At 63.6% G+C, this 22,302-nt stretch carries 10 protein-coding genes; 5 read left to right on the forward strand and 5 right to left on the reverse strand.

From position 1 onward, the window contains the following. Positions 1-100: 100 nt before the first annotated feature. Positions 101-2,257 (forward strand): hypothetical protein, encoded by a 2,157-nt coding sequence (locus KF708_05670; GenBank protein ID MBX3412188.1) that lies wholly within the window; start codon positions 101-103, stop codon positions 2,255-2,257. A 126-nt stretch (positions 2,258-2,383) separates the two neighbouring features. Beyond that, positions 2,384-4,435, forward strand: coding sequence for a PEP-CTERM sorting domain-containing protein (locus KF708_05675; GenBank protein MBX3412189.1), 2,052 nt, complete (start codon positions 2,384-2,386; stop codon positions 4,433-4,435). A gap of 55 nt (positions 4,436-4,490) precedes the next feature. Here the strand turns inward: KF708_05675 and KF708_05680 are convergent, their stop codons facing one another. Continuing rightward, positions 4,491-6,215: a peptidylprolyl isomerase gene (locus tag KF708_05680; protein ID MBX3412190.1), complete on the reverse strand. Its 1,725-nt coding sequence runs from the start codon at positions 6,213-6,215 to the stop codon at positions 4,491-4,493. A gap of 171 nt (positions 6,216-6,386) precedes the next feature. Further along, positions 6,387-9,620, reverse strand: a complete 3,234-nt coding sequence (mfd, locus tag KF708_05685; protein MBX3412191.1) for a transcription-repair coupling factor — start codon at positions 9,618-9,620, stop codon at positions 6,387-6,389. A gap of 285 nt (positions 9,621-9,905) precedes the next feature. Here mfd and KF708_05690 point away from each other — a divergent pair, with 285 nt between their 5' ends. Next, positions 9,906-10,940 carry a ThuA domain-containing protein gene (locus KF708_05690; GenBank protein MBX3412192.1) on the forward strand — a complete coding sequence of 345 codons (1,035 nt, stop codon included), beginning with the start codon at positions 9,906-9,908 and terminating at the stop codon, positions 10,938-10,940. 101 nt (positions 10,941-11,041) lie between these two features. Here the strand turns inward: KF708_05690 and KF708_05695 are convergent, their stop codons facing one another. Next, entirely contained in the window at positions 11,042-12,082 is a 1,041-nt protein-coding gene (locus KF708_05695) for an NAD-dependent epimerase/dehydratase family protein (protein MBX3412193.1), read from the reverse strand. 199 nt (positions 12,083-12,281) lie between these two features. Here KF708_05695 and KF708_05700 point away from each other — a divergent pair, with 199 nt between their 5' ends. After that, positions 12,282-13,376, forward strand: a complete 1,095-nt coding sequence (locus KF708_05700) for a hypothetical protein (GenBank protein MBX3412194.1) — start codon at positions 12,282-12,284, stop codon at positions 13,374-13,376. Between the two features lie 100 nt (positions 13,377-13,476). On the opposite strand, the gene KF708_05705 is transcribed toward KF708_05700, so the two are convergent. Next, positions 13,477-16,122 carry a YfhO family protein gene (locus tag KF708_05705; GenBank protein ID MBX3412195.1) on the reverse strand — a complete coding sequence of 882 codons (2,646 nt, stop codon included), beginning with the start codon at positions 16,120-16,122 and terminating at the stop codon, positions 13,477-13,479. Between the two features lie 133 nt (positions 16,123-16,255). Next, positions 16,256-18,847 carry a YfhO family protein gene (locus tag KF708_05710; GenBank protein ID MBX3412196.1) on the reverse strand — a complete coding sequence of 864 codons (2,592 nt, stop codon included), beginning with the start codon at positions 18,845-18,847 and terminating at the stop codon, positions 16,256-16,258. Positions 18,848-19,316: 469 nt separating this feature from the next. Here KF708_05710 and KF708_05715 point away from each other — a divergent pair, with 469 nt between their 5' ends. Next, positions 19,317-22,169 (forward strand): c-type cytochrome, encoded by a 2,853-nt coding sequence (locus tag KF708_05715; protein MBX3412197.1) that lies wholly within the window; start codon positions 19,317-19,319, stop codon positions 22,167-22,169. Positions 22,170-22,302: the final 133 nt, after the last annotated feature.

The raw sequence follows: 22,302 nt of genomic DNA on the forward strand, positions 1-22,302 counted from the left end.
GACTCGGAACCTCTAGGACTGCTAGTGAACAAGTACCACACCCTGGTTGATCTCAACTGGTTTGGCATTTTGTTCTCTTGTCCTGTGAGGTTCCGACCCCATGAATTGCGTATCTGTTCGCCCGTTTTTCCTAGCTGCTGCCGCTGTTCTGGCGACATTTCGTCTGTTTGCGACAGTTGGATTGGTGCAGGCCGACGATATTCGCTGGACCGGCAATCAATCACCCGGCGCCTATCCCGTTGCTCAAGGATCATTTCACGATGGAGCTAATTGGCAGTACTTTGCTCCGCCAGGCCCCAATGATCGGGCGATTCTTGGGTCAGGTCTGGTTACTGACGTGAATCCCACGACCTCGCCACGAAACGTCTACTTCGGCGACTCCATTTTTATTTACCCGAACACACCTAACGAGAGCTTTGTGCCGGGCGGAACGGCCACTGTGGGCTCTCTGGTCGCGCAAAGTGGATCGTGGACCTTCAACTTCGGCACCTTCGGAAGCTTTCCGCCAAGTTGGGAAGCCGTCTATGGAAATCTGCACGCGTCCGATGCTTTGGTCGTCGGCGCGGACATGCAGGATTTTGGGAATGCTCCCGGCAATGCGGAGTTGGTCATGCGCGGAGCCGGGCAAGCATCGACCCGTTCGTTTGCCATTGGCTACTCAGCAGACTCGACGGGGCGATTGGTCCTGCGTGATGGCGCGGAGCTCGAAAACTCTGGTCTCTTCGGCGTGGGGGGGATTATTGGCGACTTCGGAAATGGCACGCTCGTCCTCGATGGTCCCGGTGTCAGTCTCACCACTCCGATTCCCGACACCGGTCAGTTGGCGATCGGCAAGAACCCGGGAGCTGTCGGACGGCTTGAAGTATTAAACGGCGCCACGGCGGAAACGGGATACATCGGCTACTTAGGTGCCGGTGGCCACGGCACGGCGCTGATCAACGGTCCAGGCTCGCGTTGGGATGTAACGTGGGGCTTGTGGCTCGGTTCGGGCGGGAGTGGAACGGGGGAGGTGACGATTTCGAACGGTGGCGTGGTTTCCCTGGTCGGGGGCGGTGCGTTGGGAATCTTTTCGCCCGATACCTATGGTGAAATGACCATTACCGGCAGTGGTTCGCAGTTCATTGCCACCGGTGGCATGCATGTTGGACTCGATGGGCAGGGACAGTTGACCATTGCGAACGGCGGCTTCGCGAGCTTTGTGGGCAGCAACATTGGCGCTGGCGCAGACGCCGAGGGAACCGTTGAAGTAAGAGGCAATGGCTCGCGAATCGAAACGCAAGGCATCGGCGTTGGTGAAAATGGTCGCGGTACGTTGCTCGTCCGACAGGCCGGTCAGATCGATATCGACGGACACCTGACGGCCGGCATCGCCAGTACGGGAACCGGTGAAATCGACGTTCGTGCTGGCGCCTCCATCAACATGACGGGGGGCATCGATATCGGACAGGCGGGCACTGCTACGATGAATGTTTCTAGCGGGGCACAAGTCTCGAGTAGATGGGGCCAAATCGGCATGCACCAAGGATCCTCTGGCGAGGTGGCCATCAGTGGCGCCGATTCACAATGGAACCTGTCAGAATTCCTGTCTGTTGGTTCATCCAATAACAATAACGGTGGTGTCGGCTGGCTGACACTGGACGATCAGTCCACGATGCAGATTGCAAACCAGGTGCTCCTAGGTTCGCAGGGTACGCTTCAGTTGATCACGGGGGGACGCATGAATGTCGGGCAAGGCGATGTCGGCGACGTGCCTGCTAACACGCTCCGCGTCGGCCCTGGCGGCAGGCTGGGTGGAACAGGCACGATCCTGGGCGACGTGCTCGTCGACGGGGGTGTTGTTTCCCCTGGCTTTTCGCCCGGCAAGTTGGACGTGGTGGGGAATTACCTGCAAGGTTCGTTCGGCTCGCTCGATCTGGAGATCGGCGGTCTGCTGCCGGGGCAGTACGACCAGCTTTCGGTGACCGGCAATCTCTCGCTAGCCGGGACGGTGAACATCGCTTTCATCGATGGCTTTCTGCCCTCGGTGGGGGATCAATTCGATTTCTTCCAGGTGGGAGGAACCTTCGATCTAAGCGAGGCCACCCTTCAATGGAACAACGTTCCGGCCGGCTTCCAATACAACTCGGCGTTCCAAGATGGCCTCTATTCGGTCCACATCACGGCCGTCCCCGAGCCAAGTTCGCTGGTGTTGGCCCTGGCGGGGGCGGCACTGACAGCCTGGACGCTTCGCCAACGAAAGCAGCGAACGGCGGTTTAAAGACGACCTGCTCAGGACGTGCAACCGACTCGGAACCTCTAGGACTGCTAGTGAACAAGTACCACACCCTGGTTGATCTCAACTGGTTTGGCATTTTGTTCTCTTGTCCTGTGAGGTTCCGCCCCCATGAATTGCGTATCTGTTCGCCCGTTTTTCCTAGCTGCTGCCACTGTTCTGGCGACATTTCGTCTGTTTGCGACAGTTGGATTGGTGCAGGCCGACGATATTCGCTGGACCGGCAATCAATCACCCGGCGCCTATCCCGTTGCTCAAGGATCATTTCACGATGGAGCTAATTGGCAGTACTTCGCTCCTCCTGGAGTACTCGACCGGGCGGTGCTTGGGTCGGGCCTGGTTACCGAAGTGAATCCCACGACCTCGCCACGCTATGTCTACTTCGGCGACTCCACTTTTATCTACCCAAACACACCCAATCAAATGTTCATTCCGGGCGGAACCGCCACGGTCGAGGCGCTAGCGGTCCAAAGTGGAGCCTGGACATTCGACTTTAATACTTTTGGCGATCTGAGCATCTTTAATCTTTCCGAGATACGATACGGAAATCTGCATGTGAATGGTTGGCTTACGGTCGGCGGTCCGGCTCAGGATGTGTCATTCCAGGGTGCCGCGACCACATTGAACGTACGCGGCCCCGGTGAAACCCACGCCGGAGCAATCGCGGCGGGCTGGGACGCCGATTATGCCGGTACGATCAATGTGAGCAATGGAGCGAGGCTGGTATCGACCGCCGACGACATTGTGGTCGGTTTCTGGGGGGATGGCGCGCTGAATGTCTCCGGCGTGCCATCTGCCGATGGAATTCCCACCGTCGAGACGCCTTACTCATTAAGATTTGGTGTCCTCGGTAATTCGCTGGGGACCTTGTTTGCCGACGGCGGCGCAACGTTTCGTGCCGGCCAACGGTTAGACATCGGCGTGGGGGGCCAAGGCCAAGTCTGGCTGAGTGGTCCTGGCACCGATCTATCGACGCAAGAGGAAATTGGCGTCGGCTACTGGGGGCACGGAATGCTTGATATCCGATCCGGTGCAACCGCGCACACGTCAAGTTGGATGAGCATCGCGATCGCCTCGGGCAGTGCCGGCGAGGTGGTCGTCGAGGGAAACGGTAGCCAACTTAATGTCGCGGATATCCTCAATGTGGGATTCGGCGGCGAGGGACACCTGACCGTGCGAAACGGTGCCAGTGTGGTCGCACACGAGATGATCTCAGTCGGCGATCTGGCAGGCGCGAATGGCGAGTTGGTTATTGCGGATGGCGGCACTGTGCAGACGCATTTCCTGAGACTCGGCGAGCATTCACAAGCTGAAGGACGAGTTAATCTCAGCGGAAACTCGCTCCTGGATGTCACCGGAACGGGGTTGATTGGTCATCATGGGCACGGCGAAGTGCGGCTGGCGGCCACAGCCGCGCTGAATCTGATGAGCTTGGATGCGGCCATCGCGCCAACAGCTACTGCGGAGATCTTGGTGACTGGCGAGAGCTCACATTTAACTGTTGGAGGTGATGCGCGGCTTGGCGACCAGGGCGCGGCCCAGCTTCATGTTGTTGATAATGGATATGTCTCGATCGCCACACATTTGATGATCAACGCGACCTCAGAAGTCAACGTCTCCCAGGGCGGGATGGTGACGATTGGCCAGGCCATACCCATCAGCGATGCGGTAGTAATGGGCGAAGGTGGACTGCTTTCAGGCGCCGGCACAATCGTCGGTAATATCGTTAACGATGGGGGTGTTGTATCCCCTGGTTTTTCGCCCGGCAAGTTGGACGTGGTGGGGAATTACCTGCAAGGTTCATTCGGCTCGCTCGATCTGGAGATCGGCGGTCTGCTGCCGGGGCAGTACGACCAGCTTTCAGTGACCGGCAATCTCTCGCTAGCCGGGACGGTGAACATCGCTTTCATCGATGGCTTTCTGCCCTCGGTGGGGGATCAATTCGATTTCTTCCAGGTGGGAGGAACCTTCGATCTAAGCGAGGCCACCCTTCAATGGAACAACGCTCCGGCCGGCTTCCAATACAGCACGGCGTTCCAAGATGGCCTCTATTCGGTCCACATCACGGCCGTCCCCGAGCCCTCGACCTTGGTGCTGGCGGCATGCGGTGCTTTGGGCATCCTTGGCTTTGCCCGGCGTCGCAGTTGCAAACCCAACTCATAAAAACCGGCCAAATATCGCACGAGCTTTTCAAAGCTCGCGGGCCGACGAATGATGGTCAGCGTTTCTTCTTGCCGTCGGGCTTGGCGCGGGCGGTGGCTTTTTCGTCGAGCGGCGGCAGGTGATCGAAGATGGTGCTCACCTGCACGCTGGCGCGGGCTTCGTCGACATAATCTTCCGCCTGCCCCTGGATGCGCTCCGCGCGGATCTTTTCCTTGATCTCGGCCTGCGTCTCGGTGAAGGGCGTCCGCCCGGCTTCCTGGCGTTCGATCACCCGCACGATGTGAAATGCATCGTCGTCCTCGAGAATGGCGCTGAGCGTACCGATTGGCAGTGAGAAGATGGCGTGGTCGAGCTTTTTCGAGGCCAGGCTGCCGGCGGTGGTCCAATCGCGCACGCCGCCGTCGGCAGCGGTCGGGCCATCGGAGCCGCTCTTGGCCACCTCGGCGAAAGGTTCTCCGCGCATCACCCGATTGCCGAGTTCCGCGATCTTGGCGTACGCTTCGCGCTTGCGCCGTCCGCGGAAGTGGCGCACCGAGATTTGTTCCCACCGCGCCTTCGCGGCAAACTCATAGTCGGCGATGTGGTCGTGATAGTAGGCGAGCATCTCGTCGTGCGAGATCTCGAAGTCACGCTTGATCTGATTCTGCACCCATTGCTGCGCGAGCATCATTTCCATGAAGGCCCGCTTCTCGCGCTCGAGCGACGTCCCGTAGGTGCGATAGATCTCGTCGAGCTGCGTGCGCGTCTGCACCTTGGCGCGCTCCAGCCGTCGCTTCAACTCGTGCTTCTCGAACTCGTCGGCCAGCGAGCCGTCGATCTTCTTCAGATTCTCGGCCGGAATCTTGCGCCGCAACTCGATGATGACCGCCTTCGTATCGATCAACGCCTCGAGCCGTTGACGCGTCAATCGTTCACGGATCGGCTCGAGATACTCGGGCGGGATCTTGTCGGCGTTGCTCTTCAGCACTTCGTTCACGTGCAGCGCGACTTCGCTGGCCAGGATGACGTCCGATCCGACGCGAGCCAGAATCGTCGCCCCCGACAGCACCTGGGCGCCAGGGGGCGCCCCCTGGTCGGCCACGATCGGCCCTGTCGCAGGTCCGGGTACCCGCGTCATGCCCAAGCCCGCATCGATCGGCGTCTGAGAGGCGTAAGGCACGTCGCCAATCGGCGCCAAAGGCGGCCCCGCCGGCATCGACGAGGGGGGTGTGAGGGGCACTTGCGGCGCCGTCGGAATCGTCCCGCTCGTGGCTTGGTAAGGAGGGGGCACAGGCACGGCCGGGGGTACTTGGGCCGGCATTGGTCCCGCTACGGGGGACACGGCCGCGCCAGGCGCGACATTCGATCCCGGTTGCAGATAGGCCACCTGCTGCACAGACGCCTGCCGATAGGCCGCCTGTTGGCGCTCGGCGGCGATGGCGGCCGCGCGGCGCACGTCGTCGCGAGTCGGAATGCGCGGTTCGTCATCCGGAGGCGCGGCGCCCGGCCACGACGAGGGACGCACCGCCAACGTCGGTTCGTGCGGCGAACCCGGGATACCGGCTCGGTAGCGTGCGTCGTTGGTGGCCGTGCGGGCCCAGGCCGGCATGTCGGTCTGCGAGCCCAGGTATCGCGAACCCGAGGCGTCGTTCGACGTAATATACCCGTCGTTGACTTGCGCCAGTGCCGGCGCGGGCGAAACGATTTCGTCCAGCAACGTAGCGAGGAACGAATCGCTCCCGCCGACGCCCAGGACGACGAGCACGAAAATCGGCGTGAGCAGTCGGACAGTGCGTGCCACGATCGTTATTGACTCTCGAACCGGCTGATGTGTCCGCGGCAAAACAGCGTTTTGGCAACTCGCGACGAGCGTGCGAACGACCCTGTTTCGTCGCCCTCTGCCCACACGGCGAACGAGCGCGAAGTGTTTTCCGCCCGATCTCCAGGCGGGGGGCGGGATTGTAGAAAGGCCTTACGTGGCCTGCAACAGCGATTTCGCTTCGGCGTAGACCACGTCCGGATCGACAACGCCTTTGCCCAGCAAGAGATAGGCGCTCTCGCGATCGGCGATCTTCAATCGCCCGCCGCTCGAACGGGCCAGTTCCGCGATCAATTTCGGGTCGGAATAGCCCAGCACGAGGTAATTATCCTCGATCCGCACCGTGTGGACGCGCCACCGCGCGGCCAGCAGGCGCAGTTCTGCTAGCGCCAGCAAGCGACGCACCACGTCCGGATGCGGCCCGAATCGATCGACCAGCTCGTCCGCGAAATCCTTCAATTGGTCGAAGGTTGCTACCCGCGCCAGACGCCGGTACAGATCGATCTTCGATCGCACGTCGGGCACGTAGCCGCGGGGCAGCCACGCCTCGCCCGGTAGCGCTACGTCGACGTCGATCGTGGCCTTGGCGGGCATCTGCTTCAGATGCCGTACCGCCTTCTCGAGCAGGTCGCAGTACAACTCGTATCCCACCGCCGCGATGTGGCCGCTCTGCTCCGTGCCTAGGATATTGCCCGCCCCGCGAATCTCGAGATCGCGCATCGAGATGGCGAAGCCGGCTCCCATGTCGCTGAACTCCTCGATGGCCCGCAGCCGCCGAGCCGCCGTGGGATTGAGCGCCTTGTTCTGATCGATCAACAGATAGCAGTACGCGCGATGCTTGTAGCGCCCCACGCGGCCGCGCAACTGGTGCAGATCGGCCAGCCCGTACTGGTCTCCCTGATCGATGAAGATCGTGTTCGCGTTGGGAATATCGAGTCCGCTCTCGATGATCGTCGTCGACAGCAGGATGTCGTAGCGCTGGGCGATGAAATCGACCATCACCTGCTCGAGCTCCCCTTCGCCCATCTGACCGTGGCCGATGCAGATGCTGGCTTCAGGCACGATCTTGTTCAGCAGATCGGCCACGCGCTCGATATCGTGGACGCGATTGTGGACGAAAAAGGCCTGCCCCCCCCGGTTCAGCTCGCGGAGAATCGCCTGCCGGATGAGATCCTTGTCGAAGCGGGTCACGCGCGTCTCGACCGCCATCCGGTCTTCGGGGGGCGTCTCGAGATTCGAAATGTCGCGCAGGCCCAGGAGCGACATGTGCAACGTGCGTGGAATCGGCGTGGCGGTGAGGGTCAGCACGTCGACGATCTGTCTCAGCGTCTTGAGGCGCTCCTTCGCCCCCACGCCAAAGCGCTGTTCTTCATCGATGACGACGAGTCCCAGGTTGCGGAAGCGGATATCCTCCTGCACGAGCCGATGCGTGCCGATGACGATATCGATGCCCCCCGACTCCAGCCCCGCGATGACCTCGTGCTGCTGCTTGCCGGTGAGAAACCGGCTCAGCGAAGCGATCGTGTAAGGATACTCGCTGAAACGCGCGGCAAACGTTCGCCGATGCTGTTCGGCCAGCACCGTCGTCGGTACCAGCACCGCCACCTGATAGCCACTCTCGACGGCGCGGAACGCCGCGCGCATGGCGACCTCGGTCTTGCCGTAGCCGACCTCACCGCAAATCAGTCGATCCATGGGGCGCGAGCCGTGCATGTCGCGCTTCACCTCTTCGATCGCGGCCAACTGATCGGGAGTCTCCTGATACGGAAACGCGGCGTCGAACTCGTTCTGCCAGGGCGTGTCGAGCGGAAAGCTGATCCCGGGCCGCGATGCTCGCGCCGCCTGCAACTCGAGCATGTCGGCCGCCAGATCCTCGATCGCCTCTTCGACGCGATCTTTTTGCCGGCTCCAGGTGCGCCCACCCAATCGCGCCAGCATGGGACGCGACTTCATCCCACCGACATACTTCTGCACCAGCTCGATCCGCGAGACCGGTACAAAGAGCTTCGTCCCGCCGTGGAATTCGAGCTCCAGGTGCTCTTCGGTCTGCGCGCCCTTGTCGAGCAGCTCGAGCCCGCGATACCGCGCTATGCCATGCCCCACGTGGACGACATAGTCCCCCTCGCGCAGGTCGAGAAAACTGTCGATGACGCGACCCAAGCGTCGCCGCGAGGAGCGTGCCATGTCGGTCCGCTGGAACAGCTCGGCACTGGCCAACACGATCGTCCGCGCCACGACCAGGCGAAAACCGGCCCGCAGCCGCCCGATGACGAAGTGCAAGCGCCCCTCCGCCACCAGACGCGTGGCGCTGAAGAGCTCTTGCAGCCGCGTGACCTCGGCCTCGGTCTGGCAGATGAGATACACATCGTGCCCGATGGCCGCCGCCTCGAGCTCGTCGCGCACCCGGGCAATCTCGCCGCTGAATCGCTCGACCGATTCGATGCGCAGATGGCACGTGGCCTCGAACGATCCGCGCGCGACACTCTCGGCCGTGATCGACGGAAACTGGTACAGCCGGCGCAGCACCTCGGCCACCGTATGGCACCGCTGCCGATCTTCCTGCCGCTCGACGTAGTGGCGCCCCTCTTCGTCCAGCTCCGCGGGCTCGACCAGCAGCAGCCACGTTCCCGCCGGCAGATAATCGGCCAGGTGCCCCTGCTGACGTGTCGTGGGATCGAGGATCGACAGCTCGACGGCGTCGAGCGAAACCAGGCTGCGCTGGGCCGCGACGTCGAACGCGCGAATCGATTCGATCGCGTCGCCGAATAATTCCACGCGCACCGGATGCTCGAAGTCCGGGGCAAAGAGATCGATGATCCCGCCACGAACGGAAAACTCTCCCGGCATCGCCACGGCGCTCATCGGCTGAAAGCCATTCTCGACCAGCCAGCGCGTCAACTCGTCGAGATCGAGTTCTTCCCCCCGGCGCAGCGTACGCGTCCGGGCGGCGAGCGTCTCTCGGTCGGGCACGGGCTGCACCAACGCCTGGATGCTCGTCACCAGGATGGGGGCCGCCCGCCCTGTCGCCAGCCGCTTGATGACGCGCAGCCGATCGCCGAACTCTTCATCGGCGCGCGTCCGATCGGCCGAAGTCGTTTCGGTGGCGGGAAAGCGGTCGCACGCCGCCGTGCTGAACAGGGCGATGTCGTCGACCATCTCGTCCACATCGCCCGGATGGGGGCAGACCAGGACCAACGGCCCCGAAGCATGCGCCGCCAGTGCGGCCGCGGCCAGCGCGCAGCTCGACCCCCAGACTCCGTCGAGCGCAGCCCCGTGCCCTGCCTGCAGCGAGGACAACACTTCGGCGAAGCCTTCTACCGCTTCGATGCGCTCGGACAGCCGCAATAGCCGCTGCGAGGCGCCCTCGTCGGTTCGGACTTGAGTCATGATTGGTCATCGAATTCTAGTGACGCGGCCGGTTTTTTGAAGTCCGACGCGTCTCGCCCATAGGTGGTTACGCCAGAAAACCATCCCACCGCCAAAAAGGCGGGACCAGGAATCGCAACGGGGCATGATTCACCCGACCGCGCCCCCGGGGTACGATCGTGGAGGATCGGTGCCCGGTGGTCGGAAGCATGGCGTTGCCTGCCGCCTCGGAGCCCCTCGATCGAAATCAAACGACCAATGGTCCCCCCTCTCTCTCCTTGCCGCGGAGGTTCTCTCGTGTCGCGTATGGAATCTTGGTGTCGTCGGGCGCTGCTGGGCACGTTGGCCGCGGTGGCGCTGGGGGGGGCTGGTGAAACGGCCGTCGCCGATGCTCCGACCACGGTCGTCTACGAGGGGAACGACGGGCCGGGCCGCGGCAATCACGTCGTGCTTGTCAGCGGCGACGAAGAATACCGCTCCGAAGAAACGCTGCCTGAGTTGGCGCAGATCCTCGCCGAGCGCCACGGGTTCAAATGTACCGTGCTTTTTGCCATCGACCCGGACGACGGCACGATCAACCCGAACCAGAGCGACAACATTCCCGGCCTCGAGGCCCTGCGCGACGCCGACTTGCTCGTCCTCTTCACGCGCTTTCGCCGTTTGCCCGAGTGGCAAATGAAGGAACTGGTCGATTACATCGAGTCGGGTCGACCGATCGTCGGCTTGCGAACGGCGACCCATGCGTTCGACAACAAGGGAGACGATCCCTACGCACGCTACGGCTGGCAGAGCCGGGATTGGGAAGGGGGCTTTGGCCGGCAGGTGCTCGGCGAGACGTGGATCAATCACCACGGTCAGCATGGCAGCCAAAGCACTCGTGGCATCATCGCGCCGGGGCAAGAGAGCAACCCGATTCTGCGCGGCATCGGCGATGGCGATATCTGGGGACCGACCGACGTCTACGGCGTGCGACTCCCTCTGCCGGGCGACAGTCAGCCGCTGGTGTTGGGCCAGGTGTTGACCGGCATGCAGCCCGACGATCCCCCCGTCGATGGCGCGCAGAACGATCCGATGATGCCGATCGCCTGGACGAAGACTTTCACCGGCAAGGTGGGCAAGAGGGCGCGCGTCTTCACCACCACCATGGGCGCGTCGCAAGATTTCGCCAGCGAGGGGCTGCGCCGCTTGCTCGTCAATGCCTGCTATTGGGCCGTCGGACTCGAAGACAAGATCCCCGAGCACAGCGACGTGGCGATCGTCGGCACGTTCGAGCCGCGGCCCTTCCGCAACAATGGCTTCAAGCCGGGCGTGCGTCCCGCCGACCTCGTTGAAGAGAAGTAGCCGCCCACGTCGAGCATTCCCGCGGAATCCCACCTTTTGAGCACCGTGCCTGGCAAGGCAGCGCGAGGGCGCCGCGGCGCAACATCCGTCGCGACGCAGGCTCAGAAGCGCCCGTCCCTCACCTGAAACTTCGTCGGCTTGTCGAGCAAGCGGCCCCCTGAGCGAATCCAAGCCGCTACCATGGCCAACAGTTCCTCGCCGTCGATTTCCGGCAGGCCGAAGCATTGGTGACAGCTCGAAGCATCGGACAGCAGCGAGCGTTCTCCTTCGCCTTCGGCGAACGTGGGCACGAGGCCGAGATGGCGCCCCAACGTCTCGGCCACGGCGCGAACCGCATGATGCCCCCGCCCCGTCAGGTTCAACACGCGCGGCGGAGAAGAGGCCCGCGCAAACGACTCGAGCGCCACGCGATTCGCATAACCTTGCCACACCATATTCACGCGCGGCGTCGACAAGTCGATCGGTGTGCCCGCCATCAAGGTGCGCGCAATATCGACCGGCACGCCGTAGCGCAGATCGACGGCATAGTTGAGCCGTAACAAGCACACGGGCGTCCCGTACCGCGCGCTGGCGAATTGAAACATCCGCTCGCGCCCCAATGCCGTGCTGGCGTATTCACCGACCGGCGCCGGCGGTGTCGTTTCATTCGGCGCCGGTTCGGACGGCGACACGTAGGGATAGACATTGCCCGTGCTGAAGGCGACCACGCGCGACGCGCGATAGCGTTCCAGAAGCGCACCGGGGGCAAGCACATTGGTGGCCCAGGCCATCCAGGGGGCCGAGCTGGCCCCGAACTTGAACCCCGTCATGAAAAGCACGTGAGCCGCGTCGGGCAGCTTCTCGCGCGCGGCCGGATCCAGCAGATCGCACGCTACCGTCACGATGCGATCGCGCTCGAGCTCGTCGCGCAGGCCCGGCTCCGAAAAGCGCGAGACACCGATCACGCGGACCGTTTCACGCCCCGCCGCATCGAGCGCTCGCCGCGCCATCCGGGCCAGGCTCGGTCCCATCTTGCCCCCCACGCCCAGCAGCAAGAGATCGCCCGAGAACTCGGCCAGGGCGCGGACCGTGGAAGGCGCGGGCCGCGACAGCAACTCTTCGAGTTCGGCCTCGGAGGTCGGCGTCACGTGCGCTTCGGACATGCTGCTCGCCTGGTTTGAAGTCAGGTCCCCCCACGACCGCCGGGGCCGGAATCATCGCCGCGTGCGGCACTATAACGCTCGCAATCGCTGCAATCCACGCCGGCAGACTCCCGGCGGCTGGCCCCCGCCGAGCTAGGTTTTTCCATGGGGATGCGCACTTCCCCTCGATTCGCAGTCACCCACCGGCGAATTCTACGGCATGAACTCCTTCCAGGCTCGCGTGGCGACGCCGTACGTCGATCTTTCGCCCCGCGCGGCACGCCGCGTATTGGCGCTGTTTTGCGCGACAGTCCTCGGGTTCGTTCTGATAACCTTGTCTCCCTGGCGATCGGGTTACGCCGACTCGCCCGAGCGGCGGCCCAGCGACGTGCAACTGTACGCGGCCGAAGTCGCACGCATCCAGGCCGGCGAAGGCTACTACGAGGCGGCCGGCGTCGAGCTCCGCGCGCGGGGATATCCGACGCGCAGCGTCTTCAACTGGCGCACGCCGCTGCCGATGTGGTTCCTGGGGATGTTGCCCAAGCCCGCGTGGGGCAAGGTCCTGCTGGCGTCCGCCGCGCTGGCCACGCTCTTTCTGGCCATGGCGGCGACGGTCGACGACGCCGGCATCGGTACCGCGGCCTTGGGTCTGCTGCTGCTCGGCGGCGCTTTGCTCCCTTGCTTCGTCGGCGAGCTGTATGTGATGCCGGTCGTTTGGGCCGGCACGATCATCGCCCTGTCTCTGTCGGCCATGGCGGCCGGTTATCGCAAGACCGGCATTGCCATCGGACTGGCGGCTCCCTTCCTGCGCGAGTTGGCGCTCTTATTCTCGGCGATCATGTTCGTCGATGCCTGGCGCACGCGCCGGCGTGACGAGGCGCTCGCTTGGGGGGGGGGCATCGTCGCGTTCCTCGCCTTCTATGGCTGGCACGCCTCTACGGTTCATACGCTGATCCAGCCGGGCGACCGCAGCCACTACGAAAGCTGGCTGCAGTTCGGCGGTGCGCCCTTTTTACTCTCGCTGTCGCAGATGAACTGCTACCTGCTGCTCTTGCCCCAATGGGTGACCGGTATCTATCTCCCTCTCGCCCTGCTCGGCTTCGCTAGTTGGCAGGCACCTTGGGCACAGCGCATGGCTCTCGTCTCGCTGAGCTACCTGGCGCTCTTCGCCCTCGTCGGGCAGAGCTTCAACCAATACTGGGGCATGCTCTTTGCCCCACTGCTCTGCCTGGGCGCGGCGCGTGGTGCCTTCGCCATCCGCGACCTGTGCCGCGCCGCCGCACGCACGGAATTCACGCGGGCAGTGAGGGCCTGACAAGCCTTCGCGCGTGGCGCCGCTCGCGTGCCGCACGCCTCACACTTGTCCGGACATGCCACGGCAGGCAGACGCCTGGTTCGTTTCTCGAGCGACCGTGTCAGGGGGAGGGCTCTTTGGGCAGGAGGCGCCCGTTCGCCGGCAGGCCCCACCACGGTTGCCAGCGTGCGATCTCGCCCCCCACCGAGAGTACCGGTTCTTCTCGCGACAAGTCGTCCCGTGCCACCTGAGGTTCCGCCTGCGGTAGCTCGGTTGCCGCTCGGACGCGCTGCTGGCGGCAGGCACGCCGGTGCGACACGACAATCAACAAAAGGGTTGCCAGCAAACTGACCACGCTGACCACCGCACCGCACTGAAACCAGGGATCGACATACTCGAAGACGACCTTTGACGGTCCCGCCGGCACGCTTACCGCCCGCAGCAGATAGTTGGCCGGCATCACGGGGCACGACTGCCCGTTCACCGTGGCGTGCCAATGCGGATCGTACATCTCGGCCAGCAACAACACGCGCGGTTGCGCCGCCCAGACATCGATTTCCACCCGGTTGTTGCTGAAACCGGTGATGCGCGCGAGTTCTTTTGGCTGCAACGGTTCCGGCGATGGCATCATCGACGTCGTCTCGATCACCGGGGTCGCCGAAGGGCGATTCTTGAAACTGGTGATGTAGCGCAACGCCTCGTCCGGACTGGCCACGGTCCTGGTGTCGCGTAACAGTCGCGCGCGAGCAAAGAAGGGATTGAGCGGAATCAGCGCGCGCCCGACATGACGCGCCAGCACCTTGGCGCCGACGGGCACCTCGGTCTCGCGGCAGATCAGATAATCGACCGCCAGCATCTGGAAGAATCGCCGCATCCAGTCCGCGCGGACGGCCCCCAAGCCCGAGCGGGGCGCCGCATGCGTCGCTTGAAACACTTGCGCGTATCGTTCGAGATAAGTGCCCGCATAGCCGGACACGGTCGTGTAACCGTACCCCATTCCGCCGTTGCGAAACGTGCGGCAAGATTCGCCATCTTTCTCGAGCACCATGCCGGTCGCGTTGTCTTGCACGCGCGCGGGAAAGTTATGCCGCTCGAACACATCGGCAAAATTGTCCGGCAAGCGCGTGAGGTCTGCTTCGTAGGTGGACAGCAGCGAGGAAAACGTGAGCCCGAGATCCGCCCACAGCAGCAGCGCCGCCAACGGAACACCAAGCTTCCGCCAGCGCGCGTGCCAGCAGACGAAGATCAGCAGCGCGGCGCCACAGGCGAAGAGCAGCGCTTGTGCGAGTCCCCATAGCGTAGTAGAAGCCGACACGAGCACGACGGTCAGATCGTCGTGCTCGATCGCCGGACGATCGATGTCCATGGGAGGATACACCCATTGCAGGAGCGCTCCCCAGTGAGAATCGAGCCGGTCGTGCGCAGGGTAGTACCACGCGAGGAGCGTGATGCAGGCCAGTGCCACAACGGCGCAGGCGCAGGCCGCTGCCCGCACCAGCGCCGGTCGAGTTGCTCCGTTTGCTCCGTCGTTGCTCTCCGACACCCCCTCGCGCGCGCCGAGGGGGACAAATCCGGCGAACATCGCTTGAAATCCATAGCCGGCCAACGTGGCCAGACAGAACAAACTGATCTCGGAATACTTGCCCGGCCCGCGAAACAACGAGACCAGTGGCACGTAGTCGTAGAAGATGCGAAAGAGCGGCGTGTAGCCCCCCAGTCCCAGGACCAGGAATATCAAACCCGTGTAGAGCAGCGCGGCGCGTTGTTCGCGCGGGGCGGCCCCCACGCCGACCACCGCCGCCACCAAGGGCACGATGCCCACGTAGAGACAGGTCTCCCAGAAAATGCCGCGTCCCCAATAGACGCCGCTGTCTGGCGCGGGGGTGCCGAAAAAAGTCGGCGTCAGCGCCGTCAGCGCCGACTCGGGCGGCAAGGAAAGCGTCGTCGCAAAATCATAGTCGGTATCCGTGCGCGACGAACGCAGGGCAAAGTCGATCGAGGGGAACAACTGCGCCGCGGCGATCCCGACGCCCGCGATGACAAATACGCCCAGGAACAAGGTGGCCCGTACATCCTGCCAGGAACAGCGGTCTTCGCTCGCTCGGACGAGCAACTGCGACACGACGTAACACAGAAAGAACAGCGAGAAGATGAACGTGAACTGCGGATAACCCGCCACGATCAGGGTGCCGTAGGCGAGTGCCAGGTATCCCAGGTAGTGGAGGCGCCCCGTGGCGCGGTAGCGTTCCCAACAGCCCAGCATCCAGGGCCAGGAGACGAACCCGACCAGCATGTTCAGGTGCCCCGCGTCGATGCGCCCGGCCATGCGGCTCGACAAGGGAAAGACGAGGGCCGCGCACGACGCCGCGGCATTGCCCAGTCCCAGCGTGCGCAGATACCACCAACAGCCAATCCCCGTCAGCACCACGGAGAGAGCCACCACCCAGTTGATGGCCACTTCCGTCGGCAGCACGAGATACAGCAAGTTGAGCGGATGGAAGATCGCCGCCTGCCCCTCGGCGAGTTGCGGAAATCCCAGCAAGGCGTGAGGATTCCACAGTGGAAGCTCGCCGTGACTCAGCGATCGCCCGACGAAATCGTGTGCAAAGAAGTAATACGCGGGGTTGTCGCCGAACTGAGCTTCGCCCAAGACCCGGCCGCGCGGCAGAAGCAAGATGCCGACAAACGGCAACAAGAGCGCCACCGCCAACAAGGCGAGTACGTACTCGGCGAGCAACTCGCCCAGACGATGAAATTTGCTCCACACGTTCCAATTCCCCCCACGGCAAGGAACGCAACTCGTCAACTTCCGTTCAGCTCCGGTCCCCGCCTCTGCTTCGTCTTCATAAGACCTCTCGTCCGTCTCTCGAGGCAGCAATTGCTCTTGGCCGTTCGCCCCGCTAACGGCGCGAACGAAATCCCCAGCACCGCCAGGCCGAAGTCTCGCTCGCCGTCACCATCGCCAACTCGCTCTCGCAAGACTTCGCACTGCCGGCGGCACGGCCCCTGCCTGATGCCGACACGGCGGGCCTGTCGACGGACAGATCGCGTCGCGCGCTCAGGTACGATCCCACCACAATCGCCAGGGTGATGAGCAAGGAGGCGAGACTGAGGATCGTCCCCCAGCGAAATAGCGGATCGACGTATTCGAAAACGACCTGGGATCGCCCCATCGGCACGCGCACGGCGCGCAGGAGGTAATTGGCCGGCATGACTGCCGCCGGTTTTCCATCGACCGTGGCGCGCCAGTTCTTGTCGTACATTTCAGCCAGCAACAGCACGCGAGGCTGCGCGGCAAAGACATCCAACTCCACGCGCGTATTGGTGTATTCCGTGATGCGTGCCACTTCGGCCGGACGCAAGGGGCTCGCCGTCGGCAAGGGCTCCGTCGTCTCGAGGATCGGGCGCGACGAAGGGCGAGTATTCTGGTTGCGGATGTAGGCTTCCGCCTCCTGGGGATCGTCCGTGGCCAGCGCCTCGCGCAGCAAGCGCGCGCGGGCAAAGGGGGGATGGAGCGGCACCAGGACGCGTCCCAAGTGACGGCCCACGATGGGCGTGCCGGGTTCCAGATCGCTTTCCAGCGCCATCACGTATTCGACCGACAACATGCGATACAGCCGCCGCATCCATTCGGCCTCGGCAATCGCGCCCGCCCGCCCCTCCGGCCCGACGATCGACGCATAGCGCTCCAGCACATTGTCCGTGTAACCCGAGAGGCTGGTGAACCCGTAGCTCATCCCCTGGTTGTGGAACGTCTGACACACCTCGTCTTGGCGCCCCAGTGCCACCTCGGCCGTCAGGTCATGCACGCGCGGAGGCACCTGGTGCCGATCGATGACGTCGGCAAAGGGCTCGGGCAAGCGGGTCATTGCCGCATCGAACGTCGAAAGCCGATTCGAAAACGACAAGCCGAGATCGCCCAGGAGAATCACCACCGCCAAGGGGAGCGTCAGGCGTCGCCAGGCAGGGCGCCACGCGGCGTAGAGCAACAGTGCCGTCGCCGCCAGCAACAGCAAGGCCTGTGTCAGCCCGAGCATGGCCCGGCGCCCCGCCTGCCCCACGAATTCGGAATTCATCACATCGATCGATTTGATCGGCAACTCACGCTGCGCGTCTACCCAGCGCATGAACGAGTGCCATCGCGAACCGGCAGAAGAAAAATCCAAGAGAAAGTAGGCCAGCAAGCCACAGACCAGCACGGCCAGTCCCAGGAGCGCGAACGAAGCTGCCCGCAGCCAGGCCACTTGCGGCACGACCGCTGTCGCAGGCGAGATCTCGCGTTCCTGACGTCGACTAAAACCCTGGAAGATCGCCTGCATGCCATAGCCGGTAAGCGTGGCCAGGCAGAAGAACGCGACCGCCGAATACCTGCTCGGGGCGCGGAACAACCCGGCCAGCGGCACGTATTCGTAGATCAGCCCGTAGATCGGCGTATGCCGGCCGAACCCGACTGCCAGGAACAGCAGAGCGCAGCCGACCAGGGCCGTGCGCTTTTCTCGCGGCGCCGCAAAGGCGCCGACGACCGCGGCCACGACCGGCAGAATACCGACGTAGAGGCACGTCTCCCAATTCAGACTGCGCCCCCAGTATTGATTCGTCCCCGTCGCCGAGTAGCCGAAGAAGTTCGGCGTGAGCACTGTCAGCAACGATTCGGGCGGCAGCGACAAGCTGCTCGAAAACTCGTAAGCCGAGTTCGCACGCGACGACCGCGACATGAAATCGAGCGTGGGCAGGAGCTGCGCCGCCGCGATCCCAATGCCCAACAGGACGAACAGCGCCAGCCAGCAGACGGCCTTCAGATCGGCGGCGGCCTGTTGCTTCGAGTTCGCGGCGATGAACTGCAACGCCACGTAACAGAGGAAAAACAACGAGAAGATGAAGGTGTACTGTGGATAGCCGGCAAAGATCAGCGCGGCGTACGACAGGGCCAGCACGCCGAGGTGATAAAAACGCCCCGTCGTGCGATACCGCTCCCAGGCTCCCAGCACCAGCGGCCACGAGAGGAACCCGACCAACATGTTCAAGTGGCCGGCGTCGATGCGGGCTGGCATGCGGCCACCCATCGCCCAGACGATCGCGCCACACCACGCCGCGGCCGGGCCGATGCTCAGGGCGCGAAGATAGCCCCAAAAGGCCACGCCGGCGAAGACGATCGCCAGCGAGATGACCCAGTTCATCGCGATCTCGGTCGGAAAAACGTAATACAACGTCGAGAGCGGGTGGAAGATGCCCGCCTGCCCTTCGGCGAGTTGTGGAAAGCCCAACATCGCGTAGGGATTCCACAAAGGCATTTCCCCCATGCGAATCGTCCGCGCCACGAAATCGTGCGCGAAGAAGTAGTACGCCGGGTTATCGCCGAAGATCATCTCGCCGAAGATCTCGCCGCGCGGCGAGAAGAGGGTGCTGGCAAAAGGCGCAAAGAGAACCAGCACCAACGTTGCCACGGCAACGGCGCGCGCACGCCCAGATGTCGACCCCAAGATCGTGCTCACGTTCCATTCCCCACACTCGGAACGCCGCCTGCTGGGTACCCCAGCCATCTGCCTCTGCACTCTCTCACATCCGGGTCGTATGGTAGCCCCCCGGCGTTTAAATGCAAATTTTCCTGGTCATTTTTCCTTCTTTTGTCACGAATTCATGGTTCGCGCCCTAATCCTTCGCCTGCCTTACCCACAACGGCGCGGCGCTGTCCCCACGTTGCAAGTGCTCCAACGGCTGTTCAGAATGACCCTCGCACATCACCTTTGAAGCAAAGAATCCTTTCCATCTCCCTTCATCCGTGAAACCCCCTACTCCACTGCCATGCTCCTGCCGCGCTGCTGGGCTCGAAATCTGTTCCTTGTGATGTGTGCGTTGGGCGCTGCCCACGCTCCGTGCAGGGCCGCTGAACCCGAACGCATTCCGCACAACCAAGAGGCGCTGCCGGGACCCGCGCTAACCCCCGAGGAAGCGGTCTCGCGGATGACCGTGCCCCAGGGTTTTGCCGTAGAAATCGTTGCGGCCGAGCCCGATCTCGTGAATCCCGTCGCCATGACCTTCGACGAGCGGGGGCGCATCTGGGTCACGGAAAGCCTCGAGTATCCACGCCTGGAAGCCGGCGCAGGCCGCGACCGCATCCGCGTGCTCGAAGACACCGACCACGACGGCCGCGCCGATCGATTCACCACTTTTGCCGAAGGACTCAACATTCCTTCAGGCATTGCCGTCGGTTACGGCGGCGTGTGGGTGGCCAACGCGCCCGACCTGCTCTTCCTGGCCGATGACGATGGCGATCTCCAGGCCGATCGGCGCGAGGTGGTCGTCACCGGCTTCGGCCGAGAGGACACCCACGAGCTCCCCAACTCCCTCACGTGGGGCCCCGACGGTTATCTCTACGGTCTCAACGGCGTCTTCAACCGCAGTCGCGTCGAGCAAGAGGGACAGGTCAGCGAGTTCACCTGCGCGATGTTCCGCATTGACCCGCGCACGCGCCGCTTCGAAATCTTTTGCGAGGGGACGAGCAATCCCTGGGGCATCGCCTGGGACAGTGAAGGGAGCGCCTTCGTCAGTGCCTGCGTCATCGATCACCTGTGGCACCTGGTCGAAAGTGGCTACTACCATCGGCAGGCGGGCGCCTATCCACCCCACACGTGGAAGATCGAGTCGATCGTCGATCACGCGCATCAAAAGGCGGCCTACTGCGGCATTCACTACTTCGACAGCGCCGCCTATCCCGAACCGTACCGGCGCCGCCTTTACATGGGCAATATCCATGGCAATGCCATCAATGCCGATCGACTGACCCGGCACGGCGCCACGTATCGTGGCGAGACGGAGGAAGACCTGCTCCGTGCCAACGACGCCTGGTTCATGCCGGTGGCGCAAAAGACGGGTCCCGACGGCTGCCTCTACATTCTCGACTGGTACGACCGGTACCACTGCTATCAAGACGCGCGGCGCGACTCCGACGGCATCGACCGTCTGAAAGGTCGCCTCTACCGTTTGCGCTACGGCGAGACACCGCGCGCCGGCGACTTCGATCTCACCCAAGCATCCGACGAGCAACTGATCGCGCGCCTGCATGACGAGAACGTCTACTTTCGCGAGGTGGCACAGCGGCTCTTAGCGGAACGAGCCTCGTCCGCCGCGCGGCCGAAGTTGCAGACCCTCGTCTTCGATGAGGCCGCTCCCCGGCATGCCCGCCTGCACGCGCTGTGGGCACTGCTGGGCAGTCGCCAGCTCGACCCTGTGTTTCATGAGCAGCTTTTATCGCATGCCGATGCGAGCCTGCGCGCCTGGGGCGTGCGTGCCGCCGGCAATGCCCGCTCGCCAGACGCAGCCCTGCATGCCGCGCTCGGACGTCTGGCCGGCGATCCTTCCCCTGACGTCCGCCTGCAGGTAGCGATCGCCTCGCGCAAGCTGCCCCAGTTCGAGGCCATTCCCACCCTGCTCGAAGTGTTCTCTCACTCGATCGACGATCCTCTCTTGCCGCGCGTCGTGTGGCAGAACCTGCACCCCTTGCTTGAAGCACGGGAGCAGGTCGCGCGTCTCGTCGAGCTGACCCAAGGCGACCAATCCGCCGCCACCGCCGGATTGGGCCTGCTGACCGAGCGCCTGATCGAGCGCTTGATCGCACGCCGCGATCGCGACGTGACGCCTGTCACTACGCTGGTGCTGGCGAGCACGGAACGCCGCAAGGCCGACCCCGCGGCGGCACGTGCGGCCCTCGCCACATTAACGTCGCTCGTCGAAGCAGCTCGTCTTCCGGCCGAGCAACAAGCGTCGCTGCACGCCGCGATCGAGCCACGACTCGTCGAGATCATCGCCCAGGGAGAAAGCGCTCCGCTGTTTCTCGAGGCCCTGATTCTCTCCACCTCCTGGCAAGGGGGTGGTGCGGCGAAGGCCGTCGAACTGTTCACTACCGCCACGACACCCACGCCGGTGCGAGTCCGCGCGCTCGAGGCCCTGGTCCTGGCCCCGAATCAGGAACTGTGGCAATACGTCACTACCCTGCTCGCCGCGGGTTCCGACTCGGTACCGATCGAATTGCGCCTCGCCACGCTGCGCGCGCTGGCAAAATTTCACGCCGCGCCGGTGCCCGAGTTTGTCCTCGACCTTTACCCGCACCTCGAGCCGGAACTGAGGCCCGCGGCCATCGAATTGCTGGTCAGTCGTCAGTCATGGGGTCGGGCATTGCTCGAGGCGATTGCCGCCAAGCGCGTCCCGGCCGAGGCGCTCAACGTCGGACAAGTGCGCCAACTTCTCGCCAGCAAAGACGACGACATCGCGCAGCGCGTGCGCGAGACGTGGGGCACGCTTCGTAGCGAGCGCAATCCCGAGCGCGAGCAGGTCATTCGCCGCGTGCGAGCGCTGCTCGAGCGCGAGCCCGGCAATGCCGAGGCGGGCGTCGCGGTCTTTACGCGCGTCTGTGCCGAGTGCCACCGCCTGCACGGCGCCGGCAAGGACGTGGGCCCCGACCTGACCCTCAACGGCCGCAATTCGTTCGACCAGTTGCTCTCGAACGTGCTCGATCCCAGCCTGGTCGTAGGCGCGGCTTATCAAGCCCGCACGGTAGTCACCACCGATGGCAAGATCTTCCGCGGCCTCGTGGCCGAGGATTCCCCGGAACGCGTCGTGCTCAAGGTGCAAGGGGGCCAGCTCGAAACCGTGCCGCGCGCCGAGATCGACGAGATGGAAACCAGCCCCCTTTCGCTGATGCCCGAGGGCCTCGAACGTCAACTCACCGAGCGCGAGCTGCTCGATCTCTTCGCCTTCCTGGTACTCGACCGTCCGCCCTCCGATCCCACGGCCAAGCGTCTGCCCGGCGCGCCATGATCGCGAGATGCTGCTACATCGCACAACGAAAAGAGCCGACCGGAATCGCACCCCCCTGAGGGCGACTCCGGCCGGCACGGAGCGAGAGAACTCGCACAAGTTTTTATTCAGGCGATCACAGGAATGGCCTGAT

The organism is Pirellulales bacterium (assembly GCA_019636335.1).
Classification (GTDB): Bacteria; Planctomycetota; Planctomycetia; order Pirellulales; family JAEUIK01; genus JAHBXR01.